The 18,355-nt window shown below is 51.3% G+C and carries 28 protein-coding genes; 26 read left to right on the top strand and 2 right to left on the bottom strand.

Annotated elements, in window-relative coordinates; translation table 11 throughout:
* Nucleotides 1–2 precede the first annotated feature (2 nt).
* From O7C57_RS20185 to O7C57_RS20100, 18 genes are all read left to right on the top strand, one after another.
* Entirely contained in the window at nt 3–1,466 is a 1,464-nt protein-coding gene (locus O7C57_RS20185; protein WP_001280522.1) for an AAA family ATPase, read from the top strand.
* Nucleotides 1,467–1,527: 61 nt separating this feature from the next.
* The gene (locus tag O7C57_RS20180; RefSeq protein WP_000018404.1) at nt 1,528–1,920 is read left to right on the top strand and encodes a hypothetical protein; all 393 of its coding nucleotides are present in this window, start codon (nt 1,528–1,530) and stop codon (nt 1,918–1,920) included.
* Nucleotides 1,921–1,968: 48 nt separating this feature from the next.
* Nucleotides 1,969–2,163 carry a DUF2997 domain-containing protein gene (locus tag O7C57_RS20175; protein ID WP_000757530.1) on the top strand — a complete coding sequence of 65 codons (195 nt, stop codon included), beginning with the start codon at nt 1,969–1,971 and terminating at the stop codon, nt 2,161–2,163.
* Between the two features lie 44 nt (nt 2,164–2,207).
* Nucleotides 2,208–3,341 (top strand): hypothetical protein, encoded by a 1,134-nt coding sequence (locus O7C57_RS20170; protein WP_223369384.1) that lies wholly within the window; start codon nt 2,208–2,210, stop codon nt 3,339–3,341.
* A gap of 11 nt (nt 3,342–3,352) precedes the next feature.
* The gene (locus O7C57_RS20165; RefSeq protein ID WP_000039129.1) at nt 3,353–3,700 is read left to right on the top strand and encodes a hypothetical protein; all 348 of its coding nucleotides are present in this window, start codon (nt 3,353–3,355) and stop codon (nt 3,698–3,700) included.
* On the top strand, nt 3,697–4,125 hold the full coding sequence (locus tag O7C57_RS20160; RefSeq protein ID WP_000988988.1) for a hypothetical protein: 429 nt from the start codon (nt 3,697–3,699) through the stop codon (nt 4,123–4,125). Before O7C57_RS20165 ends, O7C57_RS20160 begins: the two co-directional genes overlap by 4 nt.
* On the top strand, nt 4,118–4,681 hold the full coding sequence (locus tag O7C57_RS20155; RefSeq protein WP_000004671.1) for a hypothetical protein: 564 nt from the start codon (nt 4,118–4,120) through the stop codon (nt 4,679–4,681). The genes O7C57_RS20160 and O7C57_RS20155 overlap by 8 nt, the downstream gene beginning before the upstream one ends.
* Before the next feature lie 11 nt (nt 4,682–4,692).
* The gene (locus O7C57_RS20150; protein WP_001256126.1) at nt 4,693–5,262 is read left to right on the top strand and encodes a hypothetical protein; all 570 of its coding nucleotides are present in this window, start codon (nt 4,693–4,695) and stop codon (nt 5,260–5,262) included.
* A gap of 2 nt (nt 5,263–5,264) precedes the next feature.
* Nucleotides 5,265–5,810 carry a hypothetical protein gene (locus O7C57_RS20145; protein WP_000435225.1) on the top strand — a complete coding sequence of 182 codons (546 nt, stop codon included), beginning with the start codon at nt 5,265–5,267 and terminating at the stop codon, nt 5,808–5,810.
* Nucleotides 5,811–5,926: 116 nt separating this feature from the next.
* Nucleotides 5,927–6,865, top strand: a complete 939-nt coding sequence (locus O7C57_RS20140; protein ID WP_000268394.1) for a ParB/RepB/Spo0J family partition protein — start codon at nt 5,927–5,929, stop codon at nt 6,863–6,865.
* 434 nt (nt 6,866–7,299) lie between these two features.
* On the top strand, nt 7,300–7,542 hold the full coding sequence (locus tag O7C57_RS20135) for a hypothetical protein (RefSeq protein ID WP_001096360.1): 243 nt from the start codon (nt 7,300–7,302) through the stop codon (nt 7,540–7,542).
* Nucleotides 7,543–7,544: 2 nt separating this feature from the next.
* On the top strand, nt 7,545–7,907 hold the full coding sequence (locus tag O7C57_RS20130) for a hypothetical protein (protein WP_001258026.1): 363 nt from the start codon (nt 7,545–7,547) through the stop codon (nt 7,905–7,907).
* The gene (locus O7C57_RS20125; protein WP_000098294.1) at nt 7,900–9,144 is read left to right on the top strand and encodes a DNA-methyltransferase; all 1,245 of its coding nucleotides are present in this window, start codon (nt 7,900–7,902) and stop codon (nt 9,142–9,144) included. The genes O7C57_RS20130 and O7C57_RS20125 overlap by 8 nt, the downstream gene beginning before the upstream one ends.
* Nucleotides 9,145–9,157: 13 nt before the next feature.
* Entirely contained in the window at nt 9,158–9,607 is a 450-nt protein-coding gene (locus O7C57_RS20120; protein WP_001053910.1) for a hypothetical protein, read from the top strand.
* The gene (locus O7C57_RS20115) at nt 9,589–9,900 is read left to right on the top strand and encodes a hypothetical protein (protein ID WP_000380893.1); all 312 of its coding nucleotides are present in this window, start codon (nt 9,589–9,591) and stop codon (nt 9,898–9,900) included. The genes O7C57_RS20120 and O7C57_RS20115 overlap by 19 nt, the downstream gene beginning before the upstream one ends.
* A gap of 173 nt (nt 9,901–10,073) precedes the next feature.
* A complete protein-coding gene (locus O7C57_RS20110) occupies nt 10,074–10,859 on the top strand; it encodes a ParA family protein (protein ID WP_001151305.1) in 786 nt (261 codons plus the stop codon).
* A gap of 3 nt (nt 10,860–10,862) precedes the next feature.
* The gene (locus O7C57_RS20105; protein ID WP_001207227.1) at nt 10,863–12,044 is read left to right on the top strand and encodes a ParB/RepB/Spo0J family partition protein; all 1,182 of its coding nucleotides are present in this window, start codon (nt 10,863–10,865) and stop codon (nt 12,042–12,044) included.
* A 48-nt stretch (nt 12,045–12,092) separates the two neighbouring features.
* The gene (locus tag O7C57_RS20100; protein WP_000703827.1) at nt 12,093–12,365 is read left to right on the top strand and encodes a helix-turn-helix domain-containing protein; all 273 of its coding nucleotides are present in this window, start codon (nt 12,093–12,095) and stop codon (nt 12,363–12,365) included.
* A 52-nt stretch (nt 12,366–12,417) separates the two neighbouring features.
* On the opposite strand, the gene O7C57_RS20095 is transcribed toward O7C57_RS20100, so the two are convergent.
* Together O7C57_RS20095 and O7C57_RS20090 are read right to left on the bottom strand one after the other, a co-directional pair.
* Nucleotides 12,418–13,053 (bottom strand): N-6 DNA methylase, encoded by a 636-nt coding sequence (locus tag O7C57_RS20095; RefSeq protein ID WP_000074431.1) that lies wholly within the window; start codon nt 13,051–13,053, stop codon nt 12,418–12,420.
* A 91-nt stretch (nt 13,054–13,144) separates the two neighbouring features.
* A complete protein-coding gene (locus O7C57_RS20090; RefSeq protein ID WP_000939033.1) occupies nt 13,145–13,288 on the bottom strand; it encodes a hypothetical protein in 144 nt (47 codons plus the stop codon).
* A 326-nt stretch (nt 13,289–13,614) separates the two neighbouring features.
* Here O7C57_RS20090 and O7C57_RS20085 point away from each other — a divergent pair, with 326 nt between their 5' ends.
* The 8 genes from O7C57_RS20085 to O7C57_RS20050 are packed head-to-tail and all read left to right on the top strand — an operon-like array spanning nt 13,615 to nt 18,327.
* On the top strand, nt 13,615–13,992 hold the full coding sequence (locus O7C57_RS20085) for a hypothetical protein (protein ID WP_001125904.1): 378 nt from the start codon (nt 13,615–13,617) through the stop codon (nt 13,990–13,992).
* Nucleotides 13,985–14,266 (top strand): hypothetical protein, encoded by a 282-nt coding sequence (locus O7C57_RS21755; RefSeq protein WP_000044823.1) that lies wholly within the window; start codon nt 13,985–13,987, stop codon nt 14,264–14,266. Before O7C57_RS20085 ends, O7C57_RS21755 begins: the two co-directional genes overlap by 8 nt.
* Entirely contained in the window at nt 14,241–14,915 is a 675-nt protein-coding gene (locus O7C57_RS20075) for a hypothetical protein (RefSeq protein ID WP_000344149.1), read from the top strand. The genes O7C57_RS21755 and O7C57_RS20075 overlap by 26 nt, the downstream gene beginning before the upstream one ends.
* Nucleotides 14,908–15,414: a hypothetical protein gene (locus O7C57_RS21750; RefSeq protein WP_000566443.1), complete on the top strand. Its 507-nt coding sequence runs from the start codon at nt 14,908–14,910 to the stop codon at nt 15,412–15,414. Before O7C57_RS20075 ends, O7C57_RS21750 begins: the two co-directional genes overlap by 8 nt.
* A 5-nt stretch (nt 15,415–15,419) precedes the next feature.
* Complete coding sequence (locus O7C57_RS20065) at nt 15,420–15,731, top strand: hypothetical protein (RefSeq protein ID WP_002210541.1); 312 nt, start codon at nt 15,420–15,422, stop codon at nt 15,729–15,731.
* An 8-nt stretch (nt 15,732–15,739) separates the two neighbouring features.
* Complete coding sequence (locus tag O7C57_RS21745) at nt 15,740–16,240, top strand: hypothetical protein (RefSeq protein ID WP_000647188.1); 501 nt, start codon at nt 15,740–15,742, stop codon at nt 16,238–16,240.
* 3 nt (nt 16,241–16,243) lie between these two features.
* Complete coding sequence (locus tag O7C57_RS20055; protein ID WP_000936897.1) at nt 16,244–17,671, top strand: DNA cytosine methyltransferase; 1,428 nt, start codon at nt 16,244–16,246, stop codon at nt 17,669–17,671.
* Nucleotides 17,671–18,327, top strand: a complete 657-nt coding sequence (locus O7C57_RS20050) for a hypothetical protein (RefSeq protein ID WP_000268552.1) — start codon at nt 17,671–17,673, stop codon at nt 18,325–18,327. Before O7C57_RS20055 ends, O7C57_RS20050 begins: the two co-directional genes overlap by 1 nt.
* Nucleotides 18,328–18,355 lie beyond the last annotated feature (28 nt).

Raw genomic sequence — 18,355 nt, 5'->3', positions numbered from 1 at the left:
CGATGAGCGATATTACACAGCAAATGGACAAACTTGAGATTCCAATCAAGTTGTCCTTTCCAGTCATCAACGTTAGCACTTTTGAGCTGGGCCGTGCAGAGAGCGTTTTCTCTGACATTGCAAAGAAAGTCGGCAAGCACTTTATTGTGATGCCATTCAAGAAGCTGCCCGATCCAGGCACGATGAAGGCAATGGTGGACGAGTCCAAGAAGTCCTCCAAAAACGGTGTTGTCGTGTTCGACACTTTCTTTTTCGACCGACAACGTGCAAACCCGGAAACACTCCCAGCCCTCAAGTCATCACTGACCTATCTGGAGAATGAGGGGATCAACTACATCATCGCTGGCAAAGACGTCTTCAATGAAGAGTTCGTTTATCACATCGATCTCCCGGCTATGAGCAATCAGGAAATCCTGAAACTGCTCCAGACCTGTGAAGATAACGTGAAAGATGGTGGAGTCTTCGAGAGCAACGAACGTGCTGTCATCGCAAACCACGCCCTGGGCTTGTCACACACCCAGATGAAGAACGTCTTCACCTATTCCGCTTACTTGAAATTCAAGGGTGAAGAATACCTGGGCGAGATCCGAAAAGAAAAAGCTCACATCTTGCGTGATGTCGGCCTCGATGTGCTTGAGGCCATTGATATTGGGAATGTCGGTGGGCTCGAAAACCTCAAGGAGTTTCTCCAGATACGTAAAGCCGGTTGGGACAAAGACCTTCCGGTAAAAGGTGTCCTTCTGGCCGGTGTACCTGGTGGTGGTAAATCGCTGACGGCAAAAGCCGCTGCCGGTGTACTTGGCACTACCTTGGTTCGCCTGGATATGGGCCGTTTCTATAGTAAGTATCTCGGTGAAACCGAGCGCCAGTTCAATCGTGCATTGCAGACCATTGAGCAGATCGCACCCGTTGTTGTGTTGATTGACGAGATGGAGAAGTTTTTTGGTAATGCCGATGGCGAACACGAAGTATCCAAGCGCCTGCTGGGCTCTTTCCTCTACTGGCTTCAAGAGCGCAAGAAGAAGATCTTCATTGTGGCGACGGCCAACCGGGTTCAGTCGCTGCCTCCTGAATTGATGCGAGCTGGCCGCTGGGACCGAGCATTCTTCATTGATCTGCCAAGTGTGGCTGAGCGCCAGAAGATTTTCGAGATCCACCTCGCCAAGCAGAAGGCCAACATCGCCGCGTTCGATATGCCTACGCTACTGCGTACCACCGAGGGATACACCGGGGCAGAGATTGAACAGGCCGTCATTGACGCGATGTATCTGGCGAACGCTCAGGACAAAGAGCTCAACAATGAAGCGCTGGTGGATGCGGTCACTCGCATTACCCCGACCAGTGAAACTCGCCGAGAAGACATCAACCAGATTCGCAGTTTGCGGGATCAAGGCTTCTATCCGGCCAATAACTTCGATGTTCAAGAGCAGAATGGCTCTGGACGAAAACTCGCCATCGAGGACTAAGCGATTAACTTTGTCATGCCGGAACACGGCATGACCCCCGAAACAACTCAGGAGTGATGAGATGAGCCATATCGTAAAAGGCAAGGTGCAGGTCGCCTACAAAGACAAAGAGCTGCTGTTGAAGGCTCTGGAGGGAGTTGGCGTCGTTGTTGAAAACGAAAAGCTATACCGCGTGGGCGCTGGCTACACCTTCGAGAAATACCCGATTGTTCTGATCGACCAGAACAACAAGGAGCACCGGATTGGCTACAAGGAAAAAAACGGTGTTTGGGAGCAGTACCAGGAAAACTACGGCTCTTATGGCCGCTGGACGCAGCAGGCAAGCAGCAAGGTGCAGGATCGCTACATTGCCTTCCACTACGAGCAGCAGTTGAAAGAGGAAGGTTTCAGCGTGACGGTGAAGCAGCATCACGATGGCACTTTGGAACTGGAAGCTGAGGAAGCTGTTTGGTAATAGCGCCAAGGCAATCAGATTAGTTGAACTTAACGACGAGGTGACAAAGTGAAAAAGGTAAACATCAAGATCAAGGGCGGCAAGATTGCTGCCGATTTCACGGGGTTTCAGGGTAAGACCTGTGAAGCGCTGGAGCAGCGTATTCGCCCGGAAGAGCTCGAAGTCGAAGAAAAAGAGCTGAAACCCGAGTACCACTTCAATGCTGGTCAAACCCAGCACGAAACGGAACAGAACGAATGGTGATGAGAAGGACAGGGCGCGTCCCCCTTCTTTTGCTGGTTGGTCTCATGGTCGCAGCTCCTGCGGCCTTTGCCAGTGACTTTGTGACTGGCGTAATGGTGGGGCAAATGCTCTCAGATGACTCAGGCAGCAAGAAGGTAGAGGACACTGGCCCGGAGAGCAAAACGGTCATTGATTACCATGACGGTCAGCCAGTTGTGACCAAAGTGGAGGCCTTCAAAAGCAATAAATGGCGCAAACTGGATGGCCCTCAGGGCGGCTATTTTGTTTGCCCAGGTGAATACCGTAGCTATTCGGGAAGGCTGCGTTGTCGCGTCCATGATGACGGGCTCAATGGCTTTATGGGCGGTATGACTGATGCTCAGGAGCTACCGCTCCAAGAAGCTCTGACCAAGTTGGAAGGTAAACCCATCTCCCTGCAAACCATTGAAGTCCACGGGAACAACCTGGCAGTCAAATACCAGTTAGCACCACCAGCACAAACGCACGTCAAAACTCAGGACCTGGGGGTGGTTAAGCAAGATGGTGAAATGCAGAAGGTTGCCAGCCAACCACCAGCGCTATCCATAGAGACTGCACCAAAGAGTGAACCTCCCAAGCAGATTGGTGCTGCACAAGACACCGACCGCAATACCAGTGCGTTTCAAAGTCCGTTCGAGGAGGTAAGTGACTCCATGATCGGTCTAATGGATAGCTCTTTCGTCAAAGTCATAGCGGGGTTGATGCTGGTGTTTGGGGTTGCTAGTGGAATTATGAGGCAGAGCCCATCAGGAATTGTGATGGGGATAATGCCTGCAATTATGATCATGACCGCGCCAACGGTTATTCGTACCATGTTCGATACAGGCGCGGCCAGTACCAAGCCAGTGGAAGATAGCGGAAGCTCATTTCCTTTCTTCTTGGTGGCAATAGTGCCGGTGCTGATTTTCTTTGCCTATAGAGCTTTTATGAACAACCGGAGCGACTCCGAAATTGATGAGTTGTTAAGAGAAGCCCGACGTGCTGAAAGGGCTGAACGACCAAGCAATGAGCCTCCCTCAGTGGATGAACTCCGTGAGCGCCAGCAACAAAACCCAGAAAGAGAACCGGTGGTTGTCAGCTCATCAGCTCCGGCACCAAAGGTGCAAAAGGAAGAGCCAATCGAAGTACAGCCAGGCAAGCGCAAAATTATTTTGGATTAGTGGGGTAGGTTATGAGCAAAAAGCGCATCGTAATCAAAAATGGTGAGGTCTGCGGGTTTGCCGATGAGGTTTCCTTCAAAGGCCTTGAAGTGCAGGAATACAGTAAAACAAGGGTTTCGCGCATCGTGCCGACGAGCGGCATTCTAATGATTGCGTTCTATGTTATTCGCGGACTTTGTTCAGACGAGTCAAAGATTGCGGCATGGACTCGTGTTTGGCGTTGCCAGTGGAAGGTGCTGATCGACGGTAAAAGCTATGGACCATTCAGCAGTCGTGCGGATGCTATCTCGTTCGAGAAGGACGAGATCTACAAACAAGGCAAATTCTTTGCCGATGCCACTCACGAGGCGGCAGTATGATGACACGGGCGGCTATGGCCGCGCTGTTATCCGCGTTGGTAATAGGCCTTGTGTCTGATTTGTCCGCACAAGAGCTGGTGGTAAGCCAGGTGGCTATAGACAAGTCCACTGAGGTGGAGAAAGAAGCTACCTTCCACAACCGCAAGTGGGTGTTAAGGACGGGGCAGGTTAGTGGATTCTTCATCTGCCAAGGAGATAACAAAGACATTTACTACCGGCATGACAGGGTGGGCGCTCACTGCCAGAAGACATCGACTGGGTGGCGCAATGTACTGGGTCTCAGGGACGATGTTCCGGAAGTTGAGCTGAGCGTGTACCTGGGGACCGTTGAAGGTGTCCCCGTGAAAGTCCTTCATCAGGAAGTGGATGGTTACGATCTGAAAGTGCAGTACAAGGTTGCACGTAAAGGGTCAGCAAATGAGTGAGAGTGTGCGTCGGTCAACGCCGATGGTAAAGATTAAAATCCTGCCGAGTTTCGTAGGGGTTCCCTTCCCGTCGGTGCTACTTATCGTTGCGGGGCTCCTTAATGGCCCTTTGTGGGGCTTTGCCGCATTCGTCTTTCATATCGTCATCAAGCGGTACATCTACAGAGAATACCGGAGGTTGCCATATCCGATGCCAACCGGCTCAAGGCCTATGGATGAGTTGAGCGAGCTCCTTGTAAAGGGGATACCGGAGGAATTTTTCCGGCGGCTTGACGCAGCTTGCAGCTCTGATGCGTCAGTACAAATAACCTGCCCAAAGAAATACCGGCTGCTCAAAATGTCGTTGAATCGCTATGCCAACCGCGCTGGTTGTTACCCGCAGTTCCGGGAGGGGGATGAAATAGCGATTGAGGTAACAGAGCAGAGACCAAGAAAAGCAGGAGCAGGGAAGGGCTTTCCAAGTATTCAAGTTCTGAAAGCGTCAGAGGGTGTTCTGAGTGAACCGGAGCAGCCTATCGAAATTCAGAAAGATAAGCGCAAGATTATCTTGGATTGAGGTGGGTTGGAATGCGGTCATTTTTATACAGAATATTGCTTCTTTGCTTCGTCATTATCGTCCAGATAGGGCTAATCGCCATTGATGCGAGCCCGTTGGTTGTTGCTATGTTCCTCTCGCTAACAGCTTTAGTCGCTGGGGTCTGGATGGCGTACCTTCATTCCCGATTTTTGATGGCGGTGACTCCAGTAGTTATCTCTGTGCTAATGGCGACCCTCGCCATGAAAATGTTTGAGCCGAGACTCTTTGTTTCTGCCAGCGAAAAAGGCTGGTTCCCTTTGTCATTGTTCGTCTCGATACCGTTTTACTTCTACTTGAGTTACTTGCTTGAGATAGAGGAGAAGAGACGTACATTCCGGGCCAATGTGATTGGGTTTTTGCGTGGAGTTTCGGAAGAGATCCGTCGTTCAACCAGAGAGCATAGAGATCAAGGTGAGATAAGACACGGTGGAACAGAGCTGGGGAGTATTGACGAACTACAAAGGGGCGAGGCCAAAGAGCCAGAAGTCATCAGCTCTACATCGGACCAGAAAGAACAAGGCACTCCCAAGCGAGACAAGAGAAAAATCATTCTGGACTGAACATGGAACAAATCAGAAAAGGCTTAACCCTCGAATACGCAAAAGAGAAGCGTGAGAAGCTCTTGGCGGAGCTCAAATCAGATGAACACTACAGCCAGACTGAAACAGTAGCCTATGGGCACCACGACCCGCTCAGCGTTCCTGTGGCAGCCTGCGATAGTTGTCATGGCCGGGCGCAAATGCAGAAGGTTATAGGTCCTCCTGTGCGCTGGAATATGGTCTGCCTGGGTTGTGGGAAGGCGATCCAACAAATCCAGAAACGACCGTGGCAAGCAGCAATGGCGTGGAACCAAATTAACTTGGGAACACAGGACTACAGACAACTGCCCCTCTTTGGACTTGGGAGTCTGTCTCCTGAATCAGCAAGACAGAGAATGGTGGGAATACGCAGGAACCTGGAGCTGAGAAAGAGCCTCGCCGGTATCGAGAGGACGATAGCCCACAAGGAAGGTCAACGCCCACCAGGGAAAGAGTACCAGCAACGACTGGAAGCATATCTGCAATGGGCCATGCTGGCGCTGAGGTTGCTCAAAGTCAAAGCAAGTTAGTGGTGAGAAGGAAGAGAGAACCCGGTACTGTAAAGCGCCGGGTTTTTTATGCCGCCCTGTTTACAGTATCAAAAAGTGATGCTATAAAGTGAGCAAGTCACAAGGAGAACCAACGAATGGCTGTTATCAACTCACTCCGCGCTCTCAAAGGCGTAACCGCCCCCGAAGAACTGAAAAAAGGGGATGGATTCACTATCTCTCCTCAGCTTCTGCTGGAGGAAGAAGGGTTTAACACCCGTGGCGCTTTCTGCGAGGACTACTACGAGCGCCCGGACATCAAAGCTGGTATTCGAGTGCTGGCCGATGCTTACAAGCGTGGCGACTATGTTCCGCCGATCATCGTCAAAGTTATCGACGGAAAGGTGTATGTCCGTGAAGGTCATCGCCGTCGCCGCGCCATCCTGCTTGCTATAGAGGAAGGTGCCGACATCCAGTTCGTGCAGGTCGTAGAGCACAAGGGCGATGAAGCCGAACAGAGCCTTCTGATCGCCACCAGCAACGATGGGCTCCCTCTTTCTCCACTTGAGCGAGCCGTGATCTACGCTCGGCTTGCAAACTGGGGGTGGAGCGACCAGATGATTGCCCAACGTGTTGGCCGCTCGGCTGAGCACGTTCGTATCGCCCGTGCCCTTTTGGAGATGCCTCTGGAACTGAAACGGATGATTCAGGAAGGCTCTGTGGCTGCCACCTACGCTCAGGAGCTCTACAACGAGCACGGCACCAACGCTGTTGAGATCCTGAAAAAGGCGCAGGAAGAACAGGCCAGTGGCAATGACGGCAAGAAGGCCCCGAAAAAACTGACCAAAAAGTCTGTCGAGAAAGGTCCCCGCCTGGGCAAAAAGGTGGTTGAAGCCATGCACCGAGGCGTGAGCTCTATTACCAGTCGTCTGGACAACATCAAGCCGAACGATGACGGTGAAACGTTCACCCTTACCCTGAGCCGGGAAGATGTTGATGCGTTTCAGGAGCTGAAAGCCAAGCTGGCGGAGCTGGAGCCCAAAACTGACGAGTCCAATGAAGACCAGCAAGAGCTGGATTTGGCGGGTAATCAGTAATGGGGCGCTGTACTGTTGAGGATGCCATCCAGTTGCTGGAAGGGGGAACCATTGTTGCGGTCGTACCGGCGTCATCCGGACCAGATACGCTGGTGGTTTCCTCTATCAGGCTTGAATCCGGACTGACAGTACAGTTTTCCCCTCCAGCGGCAGCCAGTGTCAGTGTTCAGCTCGCGGAGCTCGATGATGAACAGTGACAAGAAATCGTCTGAACTAGCCAGACTGAGGCGTCAGCATCAGCTAGTTTGCTCTGTCATCGCAGCCTTGCTCATCTGTGCAGGTATATATGGGACCGTTGCACGTTTGGGCTTCATCCTGATGGCGCCATTGTTTGTTATCGCCTTAGGTGTGTTAGTCGATGCGTTCCTGCCAAGGGTAAGTTGGTTCTTCTGTGTGCGGGACGTGAGAGACATATTTGGGTGGAGAAAACGATAGTGGCGAAGTTGAAGGTTTATGGCGGGATCACTTATGGGGCCGAGGGGCAGTTCAGAACTGTCGTTGCGGCCACAAGTAAGAGCAAGGCTGCTTCAATTCTGAATATCACGATTTACCAGATGAATAGCTGGTGGACGGAGACTTTTAACAAGTACGAGGTCGAGGCGGCGATGTCTGAGCCGGGGGCTATTTTTTCAAAGCCTCTCGATGGCAGAGACCCATTTGTAAAGCAGGAAGGATAATTGTGAGAAGTGTTTTTGTATGGTTGAAGGCCGGGGCAATACTGGCTTTCCTATTCTTCGGTATTGCTGGTGCTGTCAACCGGGTCTATTGGGTTAACAGCCAAGGTTTGAGCCAGGGGTCGATGTCATCCACATTGGTTAAAGAAAAGTTTGGCCTAGACCTTGGTGCAATGTGCCGTTATGACAAACCCCAGCATGTCGAGTTCAAAGTCCTTCCTGATCAGACAATCCAGTTCCGCTGCTCATGGTTTGAAGGTGGCGGATTAACCTGGTGGCCTTTCTACACCGAGCATGATGTAAAGAGCGCCGAGGCGACCTCTGTGCTCAATGACATATTCCAGGGTACGGAGGGGCATGATGAGTAGCCAGCTAGAACTCTTTCATGTCCAAGAGGCGTATGCCAAGGCCGATAAGCCGTTATCGAATGAGGAGCTCTACGATTCGGTGGCAGAGCTCGCTGGAATCCCGAAAAGCGCTCTGAATGAACAAAGTGAAATTGGCAAGGCAAAGGTCAAGCGGAGCAAGCTGAAAAGACAGATACGCTGGTATCAGCAAACCCTCAAGTCGATGAACCTTCTCCAGAAGGTGGACGGCGAGCGGGGTGTCTGGGAGCTCTCAAGCAAAACCAAGAAGGGCCTGCATGAAGCGCTAGGTGGCGTTCGACTGGTCGCTTATTCAACAAATCTTGGGCTGGCGGTGTGGTCAAACAACAAGAGCTTTTTCTCTGACCTCGATGAGCCGGTGCATCTGTGTGTGACATCTCCGCCGTTCCCGCTCCGTATACAGCGTGGCTATGGAAACGTTGATGAAGCCAAATGGGTGGATTTCATTACTCAGGCACTCGAACCGATAGTCAAGAACCTGGTGCCAGGAGGAAGCGTTGTCCTGAATGTCAGCAATGACATATTCGAGGCCAAGAGCCCCTCCAGATCTCTCTACGTTGAGCGAATGGTGCTGGCGCTCCATGATCGGCTTGGGCTCTCTCTCATGGATAGATGGCCGTGGATCAACCTGTCAAAACCACCAAGTCCGACCCACTGGGCTTGTGTGAACCGTTACCAGTTGTGTGCCGGGTGGGAGCCTGTTTATTGGTTCACCAACGACCCTGACAGGGTGCGTTCTGACAACAGAAGGGTCCTGATCCCTCATACAGAGAAACATCAGAAGCTGATGGCCCAAGGCGGTGATAACAGAGTGGTCAGTTATGGTGACGGGGCATATCGACTGAGAGGGAACGCATTCTCTAACGTCACGGAAGGACGGATACCGAAAAACGTTATCCAGCGCGGCCACCGTTGTGCGGATACTCTGGAGCTTCGGAGAATCGCTAGAGAACTGGGGTTGCCACCGCACCCGGCAATGTTCCCAACAGACATACCTGAAATGGCTATCCGCTTTCTGACGGAAGAGGGCGACCTTGTTGTTGATCCGTTCAGTGGGTCGAATAAGAGCGGGTTGGCCGCAGAAAGGAATAACCGGCGCTGGATCGCCTGTGACATCATTCTTGAGTACATTCGCACCCAGGCGGAAATGTTCACCGGCTTTGATGGATTTTGGATGAACCCGGCCATAGCAGCAGTGGGCGGGGGAGCGTTGAATTAAGAGAACAATGCCCATGAATTTAAGTATTATCGCAAGAGTCTTGCGCCAATTGGCAATTATTTTTGTCCTCTCCGTGCTTCTTGTGGCCGGATATATCTACTATGCCGGTAAACAACATCAGCAGGCAGCAATCAACTTTTGGGGTGAGCAATACCAGCCTGATGCCATCTCGACGCAAATTGATTGGGGGTTTATCGGTAATTGGGTTATTCCTCGCGGGGGGCCAATTATTTCTCCGGGCATTGCTGGAGTGTGTCCCAATACACCACTTCCCGTTGTGCCTCTTAAAACTGGTCCTGATGGCCGGGGTTATGTTCTCTGTGGCATTGGAAGTGAGGCTGTCGCTACCAGCTTTGATGTCAATGACATCCAGGATGAAGAGATACGAAACACATTAAAAACGATGTTTGAGGAAGAATTTGAAAAAACTGTTAAGGGGGATAAATGGACACTCAAGAACTGAACCACATGATAGCTGAGGCCTACAGCCGGGATTTGCAAAAGCCTGAGCTGGTATCGTTCAAAGAGGTGAGTCGCTGGGGGCGTAAGTACGGTTTCCCCGTCGTATGCACTCTGGCCGATGAAAGTGAAGAAAAGCAGATTCACTGGGCTGCCAGTTTGCTCATTCAAGTAGCCGGTACTTGGCCGCGAGAAGATATGCCGGAATTGCTCACACCGGAACGGGGCTCCGCGCTGTTCAACGATGCGATGCAGTTATTGGCGAATGGGCTTGGAGCAGCAAATCAATTGCGCTGACAGCACAAACCTTGTCAATAAGCGGCCTTCATGGCCGTTTTTTTGTTTAAAGTTTGTTTTAACAGAACCATAATTAGATATTGCAGTATCATTTTATGATCGCTACAATCTTTCACATGTGAAAGTTTGGGGGTGGTCTTGATCACCTGCGAGAAACCAAAATAGAGGTGGGTATGGCAAAAGTAATCAGCTTCGCCAACCAGAAAGGCGGAGTGGGTAAGAGTACCCTCTGTATCCAGCAGGCCTTTTATCTGGCGTTACAGAAGAAAAAGAAAGTGCTGGTCTTGGATATGGATGGTCAGGGGAACACGTCCTCTCGACTGGCCCCCAGACGAGAGCTTGAGGATGGTGACTACGAGCCCATCCTCACTGGAACCAAAACCGCAGAGCTGTTCGCTTACGAGCTGGACGGCATTGAGGTCATGCACTGCCCTTGCGGTGCAGACCTCATTCATACGCCGAAGAATGACCCGGATCTGTTTGAGATGGAGGCTGTGCCTCTTGACCAAGCCATGAATCCGGCTCGCCATTTGGCTGAGCTGTTTGAGAACTACGACTACGTGCTGATTGATTGTCCGCCTAGCCTCGGCAGAAAGCTGGTGGCAGCGTTGGTGATGTCTACCCATGTGGCATGTCCGGTAAAGCTCTCTGGCTTCGCTGTGGACGGCGTAGAAGGTCTCCTGAACACGATTATTGGTGTGCGCGAGGCATACAACCAAAATTTGGAGATCCTGGGCATCGTGATCAACGACATGGACCGCTCTGTCAATCACGACAAAGCCCTCAAGTCGCTGGAGAACACAGTTCCGGATCTGCTGTTTGAGAACAAAATTATGCACCGGCCTCCGCTCGATACGGCGACGACTGATGGCATCCCTGTCTGGGAGCTTCGCTATGGACATGTCGCGGCCAAAGAGGTTGAGGCGGTGTTGGAAGAACTATTAGAGAAGGTGGGCTAAGCGATGGCATTGAACAATTTAAAAGGCCTGTCCGAACTTGCTAAAGCCGCCAAAGGCAAGAAAGGCAAAGAGGTTCTTACCGTACCTGTTGACGACGTTGTATCCAAGGTCCAGGTTCGTAAGCGCTTCCGTAACATTGAAGAGCTGGCGGCAACCTTGCTGACCGAAGGGCAGCAATCTCCGATCATCGTGTTCCCGAAGAATGAAGAAGGCAAGTTCGTCATCCAAAAAGGGGAGCGGCGTTGGAGAGCGTGTAAACACGCTGGTATCGAGACCATTGACCTGGTGGTGAATGATAAGGTCCAGAACAATTTGGACGAGACTGCTGGTGAGCTGATCGAAAACATCCAGCGGGATGACTTGACTCCGGTAGAGATTGCCGAGGCGTTAAACCTGTTTATTGAAGAAGGTTGGAAGCAAAAGGATATTGCTGATCGGCTCGGTAAGAATATCACTTTCGTATCTACGCATCTGTCGTTGCTCAAGCTACCTGACTGTGTGCGTGAGTTATACGATAATGAAGTATGTTCTGATACAGAGACCTTGAATAACCTTCGTCTCTTGTTCGATCTGAATGAAGAAAGATGTCGCGCCGTCTGCGCGGTGGCTATGTCTGACGGGATTACTCGTAAACAAAGCCGTGAGCTGCTGAATGATGCCAAACGTATCAAAGACGAAATGGAAAAAGGCCCACTGACTGGCTCCCACCAGAATGATGAGCTTGGCGCTGGCAACACCGACGAGCAATCCCTCAACTCGGGTGGGGATGGTACGTCGGAACAAACCGGGAATGACGACCTGAACCTTGCCCAGGAGGAACTGGAAGGGGGTAAAAATTCCAATGGTCAGGACGATGATGACGAAGACCCTTTGCGTGATGAAGAGGGTGAGCACAAAGATCCTGTCAAGCAGCCAGATAACAGCGGCAAGGACAAAGATGAAGAAGGCGGTGATGCTCTTCCTCCTCTGCCGAAGGACAAGGAATGGAAGAACGTCCGGGCTGACAGTTTGATTTTTGCTGTCAACGTTAACCTGGATGGCGAGACCAAACGTGGAGTCATCATGACCGACCGTGTTGCTCTGGTTCCGTCTACTGTCTGGGTTAAAACGCTCGATGGCGAAGGCAAGGAAAAGCATGTTCATGTGCCTGTGTCAGACATTGAACTCCTGAGTGTCGAAGGCTAATAAAGGAGGCCCAGCCAAAGAGGTTGGGCCTGTCAAGAACAGGTGAATATGAAGATCTCACAGGACATGAAAAGAAAATTTGCTTTGGTGAATGCCCTGTCTAAAACGGAGAAGCCAAGTCTCCAAGACCTTCACAAGGCAACAAATATTCCTGAATCAACGATCAAGAGACAGTTGTCTGCCCTGCGTGATGAGTTCGGAATGAATATCTTGTTCGTCAGGGAGTCTACCGGCGAACGAGGTGCCACCGGCTACTACATGCTGACAGACTGGGGGATCTTAGACAGGTCTTCGTTCTTGAACCGGTACGGAAAACTGTAAGGTGCCATAGAGCAGCGCATTGAATGCAAAACCCGCCAATCGGCGGGTTTTTTTATGCTGCCACGGTAGCGGCGGTTGCTGGAGGTTTTTCGGCGTAGTAGGCGATGTTCTTGGTTCGTCTGCTAAGGGTGTCTATGCCGACGATACTCAGCGTTTTGGGAGTGGTATTGCGGGACTCGAAATAATGGAATAGCTGGATCATGCAGCACTTCACCATCAACGGATCGATGTCTTCCAGGTAGATTGAGGCTTCTCTCAATGCTTCGGGACCGTGGTTCTCGATCAGGTTTTCCATCCAGTGAATGGCGTTGATGCCAGAACCACAGCAGGGCTCATAAAAGTCTGCCGAAGACTGTGAGCCAACAATGAGTGACATCAAGCGGCCAATCTCTGGAGGAGTGGGGAAGTAATTGGTGCCCTTCTTGTGGAAGCCAGACATGCTTAGGACGTAACCCAAAACATCGCTGGTGGGGTCGCGCTTAATGGCGGCAGACAGGACGTGAGAGAGCTCGAAGGCGACCGGCTGAAGTTCTTCCGGGATCTCCTCCTTGGCTGGGTATAGGCCAGTCTGCAAGTATGCCCACTGGTCAATAAAGGCCTCAACAAACCGAGATGTGCCCATTCTGTATCGGGACTGCTCGATGAGAGATAAAGCCTTGGATGTAAGTTGCTGTGTTTCTGGTGACATAAGCGCTCCAGTTTGTTCTGACGAAACATTCAAGAGGTAGAAACGAAGAACCCCGCCGAAGCGAGGTTCTTTGCTTTCCTGCCTGATCGCCTTAATGCCGAAGCAAAGACGTCTTGATAAAGTCGGGGCAACCGGACATTTCCCGGTCGATGAAGTCCTGACGTTTCGCCAGCGGCCATTTCATGAACGCCGCGAGCGGGATGCGCTTATTCGTGTTAGTATTGCCTTGCAGCATAACAAAGCTCCTTAATTGCTTGATTGTGTTGTAAGGGCTGCAACGAAGGTCGAAGAGCGATGCGGCCCTTATTTATGATTATTACAGCATCATAAAATAATATCAAGAGACAATAAAACGATACCAAGAAACAAAACTTTCACATGTGAAAGTCTCCCCGCTGTCCACCTCGCACACTCCAAACGCCCAAACGCCCAAATAACTTGTCTATCTGCCCAAAATGGGCGCGTAAGCGTCCGATAGAAAGTAATTGTTAGTGAGATATTGACTACACGGAATATGGCTATATCATAGAATCATAAAATGATGCTGTAAAAGTGATATGTATGCCAAAGCAAGCAAATCATCTCCGTTTGAAGAAACCTTGCGCCAACTGTCCATTCCGGAAGGAGGGCGCTATCGAGCTGGCCCCTGGGCGATTAGAAGGCATCATCAACGACATCGTTGAAAACGACATGACGACGTTTCATTGCCACAAGACCGTGCACTCAAAGTCAGGTGGTGAATGGGATGAAGAGGGTAACTATGCACCTTCGGGACAAGAGTCGATGTGTGCCGGTGCTGCGGCTTACTTGATGAAAATAGGCAGGCCGACAGTGGCTATGCGAATTGCCTTTGCGTTTGGTGATGCAAAGGTGTCCGACTGGGACGAAGCTCAAGAGCTGGTTGTCGAGCCTTTGGTACAAGGGGACCGAAATGAGTAAGCGATATGCGGTAGTGCCGCATCCGAAACTGAAACGAGAGTACAAAGGTCGGCTGGTCAGAACTACTCGGGTACTAAAAAACGGCTGGGGGTTGATCCCTCTAGGGGCTGTGGCAACGGTCACGCATCAGTCTCCCAAGGGATCAGAACTGACCTTTGAACCATGCGACTGCTGCGGCCTGAAAGCCATTATCAGTCATGTAAGCATGGACTCCATTGAATTTATCGAACCGATTACTGAGGAAGAAGATGGACGAGAACAAGCTCAACATTGAAACGGTCGATGGGCACAACGAGCTGGTAGTCAGCTTTTTGTCCAGAATGGTAAGCCTGAGTGACGAGGAAAAGCAGACAGTATTGTCCTGCCTTCCGGACACCGGCAAACAAACAATCACCCAGCTCTATGAGGCGCTGCGTTCTCAAGGGCACCAGGATCTTGCAGAGAAAGTCGAACCATACCTCCAGCAGGGGGTGTTTGGGCCGATCTTCGATAACGCCAAGTCCAAGGTGTTCGTTCGGGACGAAGCGCCTTTTTTCCTCATGGATGAAAATCCTTTGAACTGGGATGACGCTAAAGCATTCAATCGCCTACGTATGAGTACGACCTGTGTTCTTGGCCGTGGCGGCTGGACTATCGGTGAGCGCTTTGATGACCGCTTTGATACCGAGGTGGGCGGAACACAGCTTATCGTCACTCAGTCACTCAACGAAAAAGGTGAGATTGAAGGAGGACTTCCTACCTCGATGTCGCTGAATGACTTTGCTGAGTTCCCTAAACAGCCAAGGCCTCCTCAAATAGTCGATTACCAGGAAGACAAGCGATACACGCTTGAGGAAGCGGAAGCTATCCCTGAGCTCGCACCAGTGGTTCAGCGTCTGAAAGAGCGCATCGAAGAGTATGAGGAGAGAAGAGCCCATGATTGACCTGACATGCCGCCTTTGTGCTGGTTCCGGTGTTTATGACTTTTCCCCTTCCAAAGAAACCTGCGGTATGTGCCAAGGGCATGGGAAATTTGTTGACGCCAAAGCAATGCTGGTGGCTGCCATCGAGCTGGCAAAGAAGCAACGCGAGCCTGTCATTGAAGTGGTAATGGGGTTGGTGCTCCAGGGTGTGGATGTTAGAGGGAAGGAGCCTGGAGAGCGGTTCAAGGCTGCTCAGGCCTTTAACGCCCCAGGGCACAACCTATTACGATACGGGTGGGATGCTTGGGAGCTCTATGCCCTCCATGAGGGTGTAAGTCCAGAACTTGCATCGCTTGGCCGAAGTGTGATGCGCGAGTGGCATAGCCATTCATGGGGCCGGTTCAGTGGAGAGGTAGGCTTTAACGCCGCCGAGATCATGATCAAACAGGCCAAAGACAACCCAGAAAAAGCAGAAGAGCGCTGGGCGTTCCTGCTTAGTGAAGAATGGATGGTGGAGTAATTGTCGTGACAGAACAAACCAATAAGAAATTGATGCTGGATGAGTCTCCAGATATGCCCCTGCAATTCAAGTGGAGAAAGTTTGGTGGTGCGATTTTTACTGCCACGCAAACAATGGAGCACGTCAAGGAAGGACGTAAGCTCGGGCCGACTCCAGCAGGGATGCTACCTCAAGAAGTGTGGCTGAACCGCCTGATCGCTATGGAAGAAACCCTGCCACGAGGGAAGTTTTTTGACAGATTCCGCCGCCGCGACAAAAACGAGCAGTATGACTTGGCCGCCGATCATCTCCGTCTTGTCGGACAGAAAAAGCGATAGGGGGATAGATGAAAGCCCAGGCATACCCACCATCAGTCATTCGTAAAGGCGCTGTGTTGTACGCAGCCCTTTATTACATCTCTGATGATGATAAAGCAAAGGTCGAGGTTACAGAGTGGATAGTTCGCTCTATTCAGAAACGACGCAACTCAACCAGCGATCAACGCTATGTCAATCTTGCCCAAAAGTTAGATGGGATTACGTGGGGGAAAAGGTCACGGAAGAATGGGGACTTTGGTTGGTTGCCATCTATACCGAGCTGGTGCTTGAAGCAGTTCCGGGAAGGTGGCGAATTGCCTTTTGGCGTTTATACGACGCGACTGGCCGCTCTCAAGTTTGCGAAAGTCAGCTTGCAGGAAGAGGTCCAATATTGCGAGGCCGAGCTGAAAAAGGCTCAGACAGAAGAGGATACTCAGGAACTCCAAGAGGAGCTGGCGGAGAACCAGAGACTTCTGAAAGCTGCTGGAGCAATGGTGAAGCGCGAGCAAAACAAGAAGAAAAGAGGTTGACCAATGTTACCGATCGTCTCCCCCTCCGTAGTAACCAAACAACTTGCGTTCAATCGAGTAGGCGATAAACGCAAGGTTAGGGTTTCGTCCAACTTTTTGGATGTTATGGGGTTCAAGCCAGGTATGGGCATCGCCGTTGAGCCAGGGGAGGGGATGGGCGGTTTTTCGGTGATCCCAGCGACCGATGAACTACAGACACACCAGGTTTATCAGCGCCGGTATCAACCAAAGAGTCGCTCCAACAACCCGCTGGAAACCGTTATTGAGTTTTCTGGACAAGGGCTCATAGATAAGTGCTTCCCTCGCTATACAGAGCGTTTCCACGTCGAAATGCGAAAAGGTCGAGTAGTCTTCACTCCCGTCGCAAACAGAGCCTTTGCCATTGCTGATCGGTTCAGAAAAACCAGCCCTTTCCGTGCCTTTGTGGCATTGACTGGCGGGGTAGACATTCATGTTATGGAATCGCTTGGCTGGAAGGCTGAGATTGTTTTGGAACATCGTCCAGTTGAAGCCAGAGACAGAGCATCCGGGCGGAACCTGAGTGAAGTACATGCGCTCAATACGCTGGTGAACAGCTCCCCGCGTATCCTGCTGAATGAAGACATTCATCACCTGGAGCTGGATCGCCTTGGAGCCTTGCTGGCGGAGTGCCCACCAATTGGTTTGGCCCATTACTCGTTGGGGTGTGATGACCACTCAAACGCCAAAAGTCCAAGGGACAAAGAGCGTTCTCTTGAAGATCTCTCCACCATGCTCGACATGGTTTACCCGGCACTAAAACAGATCGAGGTCGTGAACCCTGCCGTCGTGCTGGTGGAAAACGTCCCGAACTTCAAAGCATCCGGAGCCGGGGCGATGATGGGAACGACACTGCGGCGGATGGGGTACTTCCTCACTGAGATGGTCTTGAACGGTCTGGATTTCGGCGCGTACCAGGGGCGAGAACGCTATTACATGGTGGCGTCGGTCTTCCCTGGGTTCGTTCCACCGAAACCTGAGCAGAGAGCTGGTGGACGATTGTGGCCGGTGATCGAGAAGCACCTCGGGGATTGTGCAGACGTCACAGCGTTGAAGTCAATTCAGGCCAGAGAGTCAACTTCTCGCAGGATGCCTGCGTTCTTGACGAGAGAAAGCACCAGTTGCCCGACCATCCTCAAGTCTCAGGATCGTGGGGTAAAGGATGCAGTGTACATCCAAGACGGTGGCCGCATTTACAAGCCATCGGTCGATCTGGTTCAGGAGTTGATGTCGATACCTGATAGCTTTGATATTTCGTGGATGGCAAAAGAACAAGCGACAGAAACACTTGGGCAGAGTGTGGATTACAGATTGCATTCAGCGGTCATGGCCGCAGTTCGGGATCACCTGAATGTGAATTGCGGTCGCCATACCGTGGTGCAGCACGGTATCAGAAGTAAGGAAGGTAAATAATGGCAGTCATTTACTACGGCGAGGGAACCCATGACGCCGGTTTCGTCGGGTTCCGTGTCGCACGAACAGTTGGGGTGGCGGATGATTACCGGCAGGAATACTTCTCCTTGAGAGAGTATTCCTACGCAACAGCTCACCGGCTGGCCTACAGCTTGGACCGAAAGTGGGAAGCTGAGGCAGAAGAGGTGAAGCGTCAGAATAAGACTTGTAAGCGGCGACGCAACTCCGGGCCAAATATCATTGCTGAGGGGCTGAGGGCTTATATCAGTATCGAGAACCGGAGCCGGATGGGGGTGAAGAGAACCTACTTCGCACCTTGTTTTCTCGTCACAAAGCCAGGCTACGGCAATGGGGATATTGTTTTCAGGATTTCCACTCATGGCTACGCAGAAGCCTACGAAAAGGCGGTGGAAAAATATTGTGAGATCCATGATTTGACGGATGAGCAGTATGTTGAGTTGCTTGACCGTATGCCGAGTACAGAGGTGTTCACTGGATACCTGCTGAATGCTCTTTTAATACGCGGTCATCGCGCCACAAAAGCTGAAATACTGAGTAAGCTGGGGGCTGCGAAGAATGAAGATGACATCACCAATAGCAAAGGGAAAAGCGGCCACAACAGAGTGCGTTGCCCAGAGTATCGGTGGGCGCAATAACAGCGCCAGATGTTCAAACCATGTTTTA

The sequence above is a fragment of the Providencia sp. 21OH12SH02B-Prov genome (genome assembly GCF_027362595.1).
GTDB lineage: Bacteria > Pseudomonadota > Gammaproteobacteria > Enterobacterales > Enterobacteriaceae > Providencia > Providencia zhejiangensis.
This window is presented reverse-complemented; position numbering and strand designations above follow the sequence as displayed.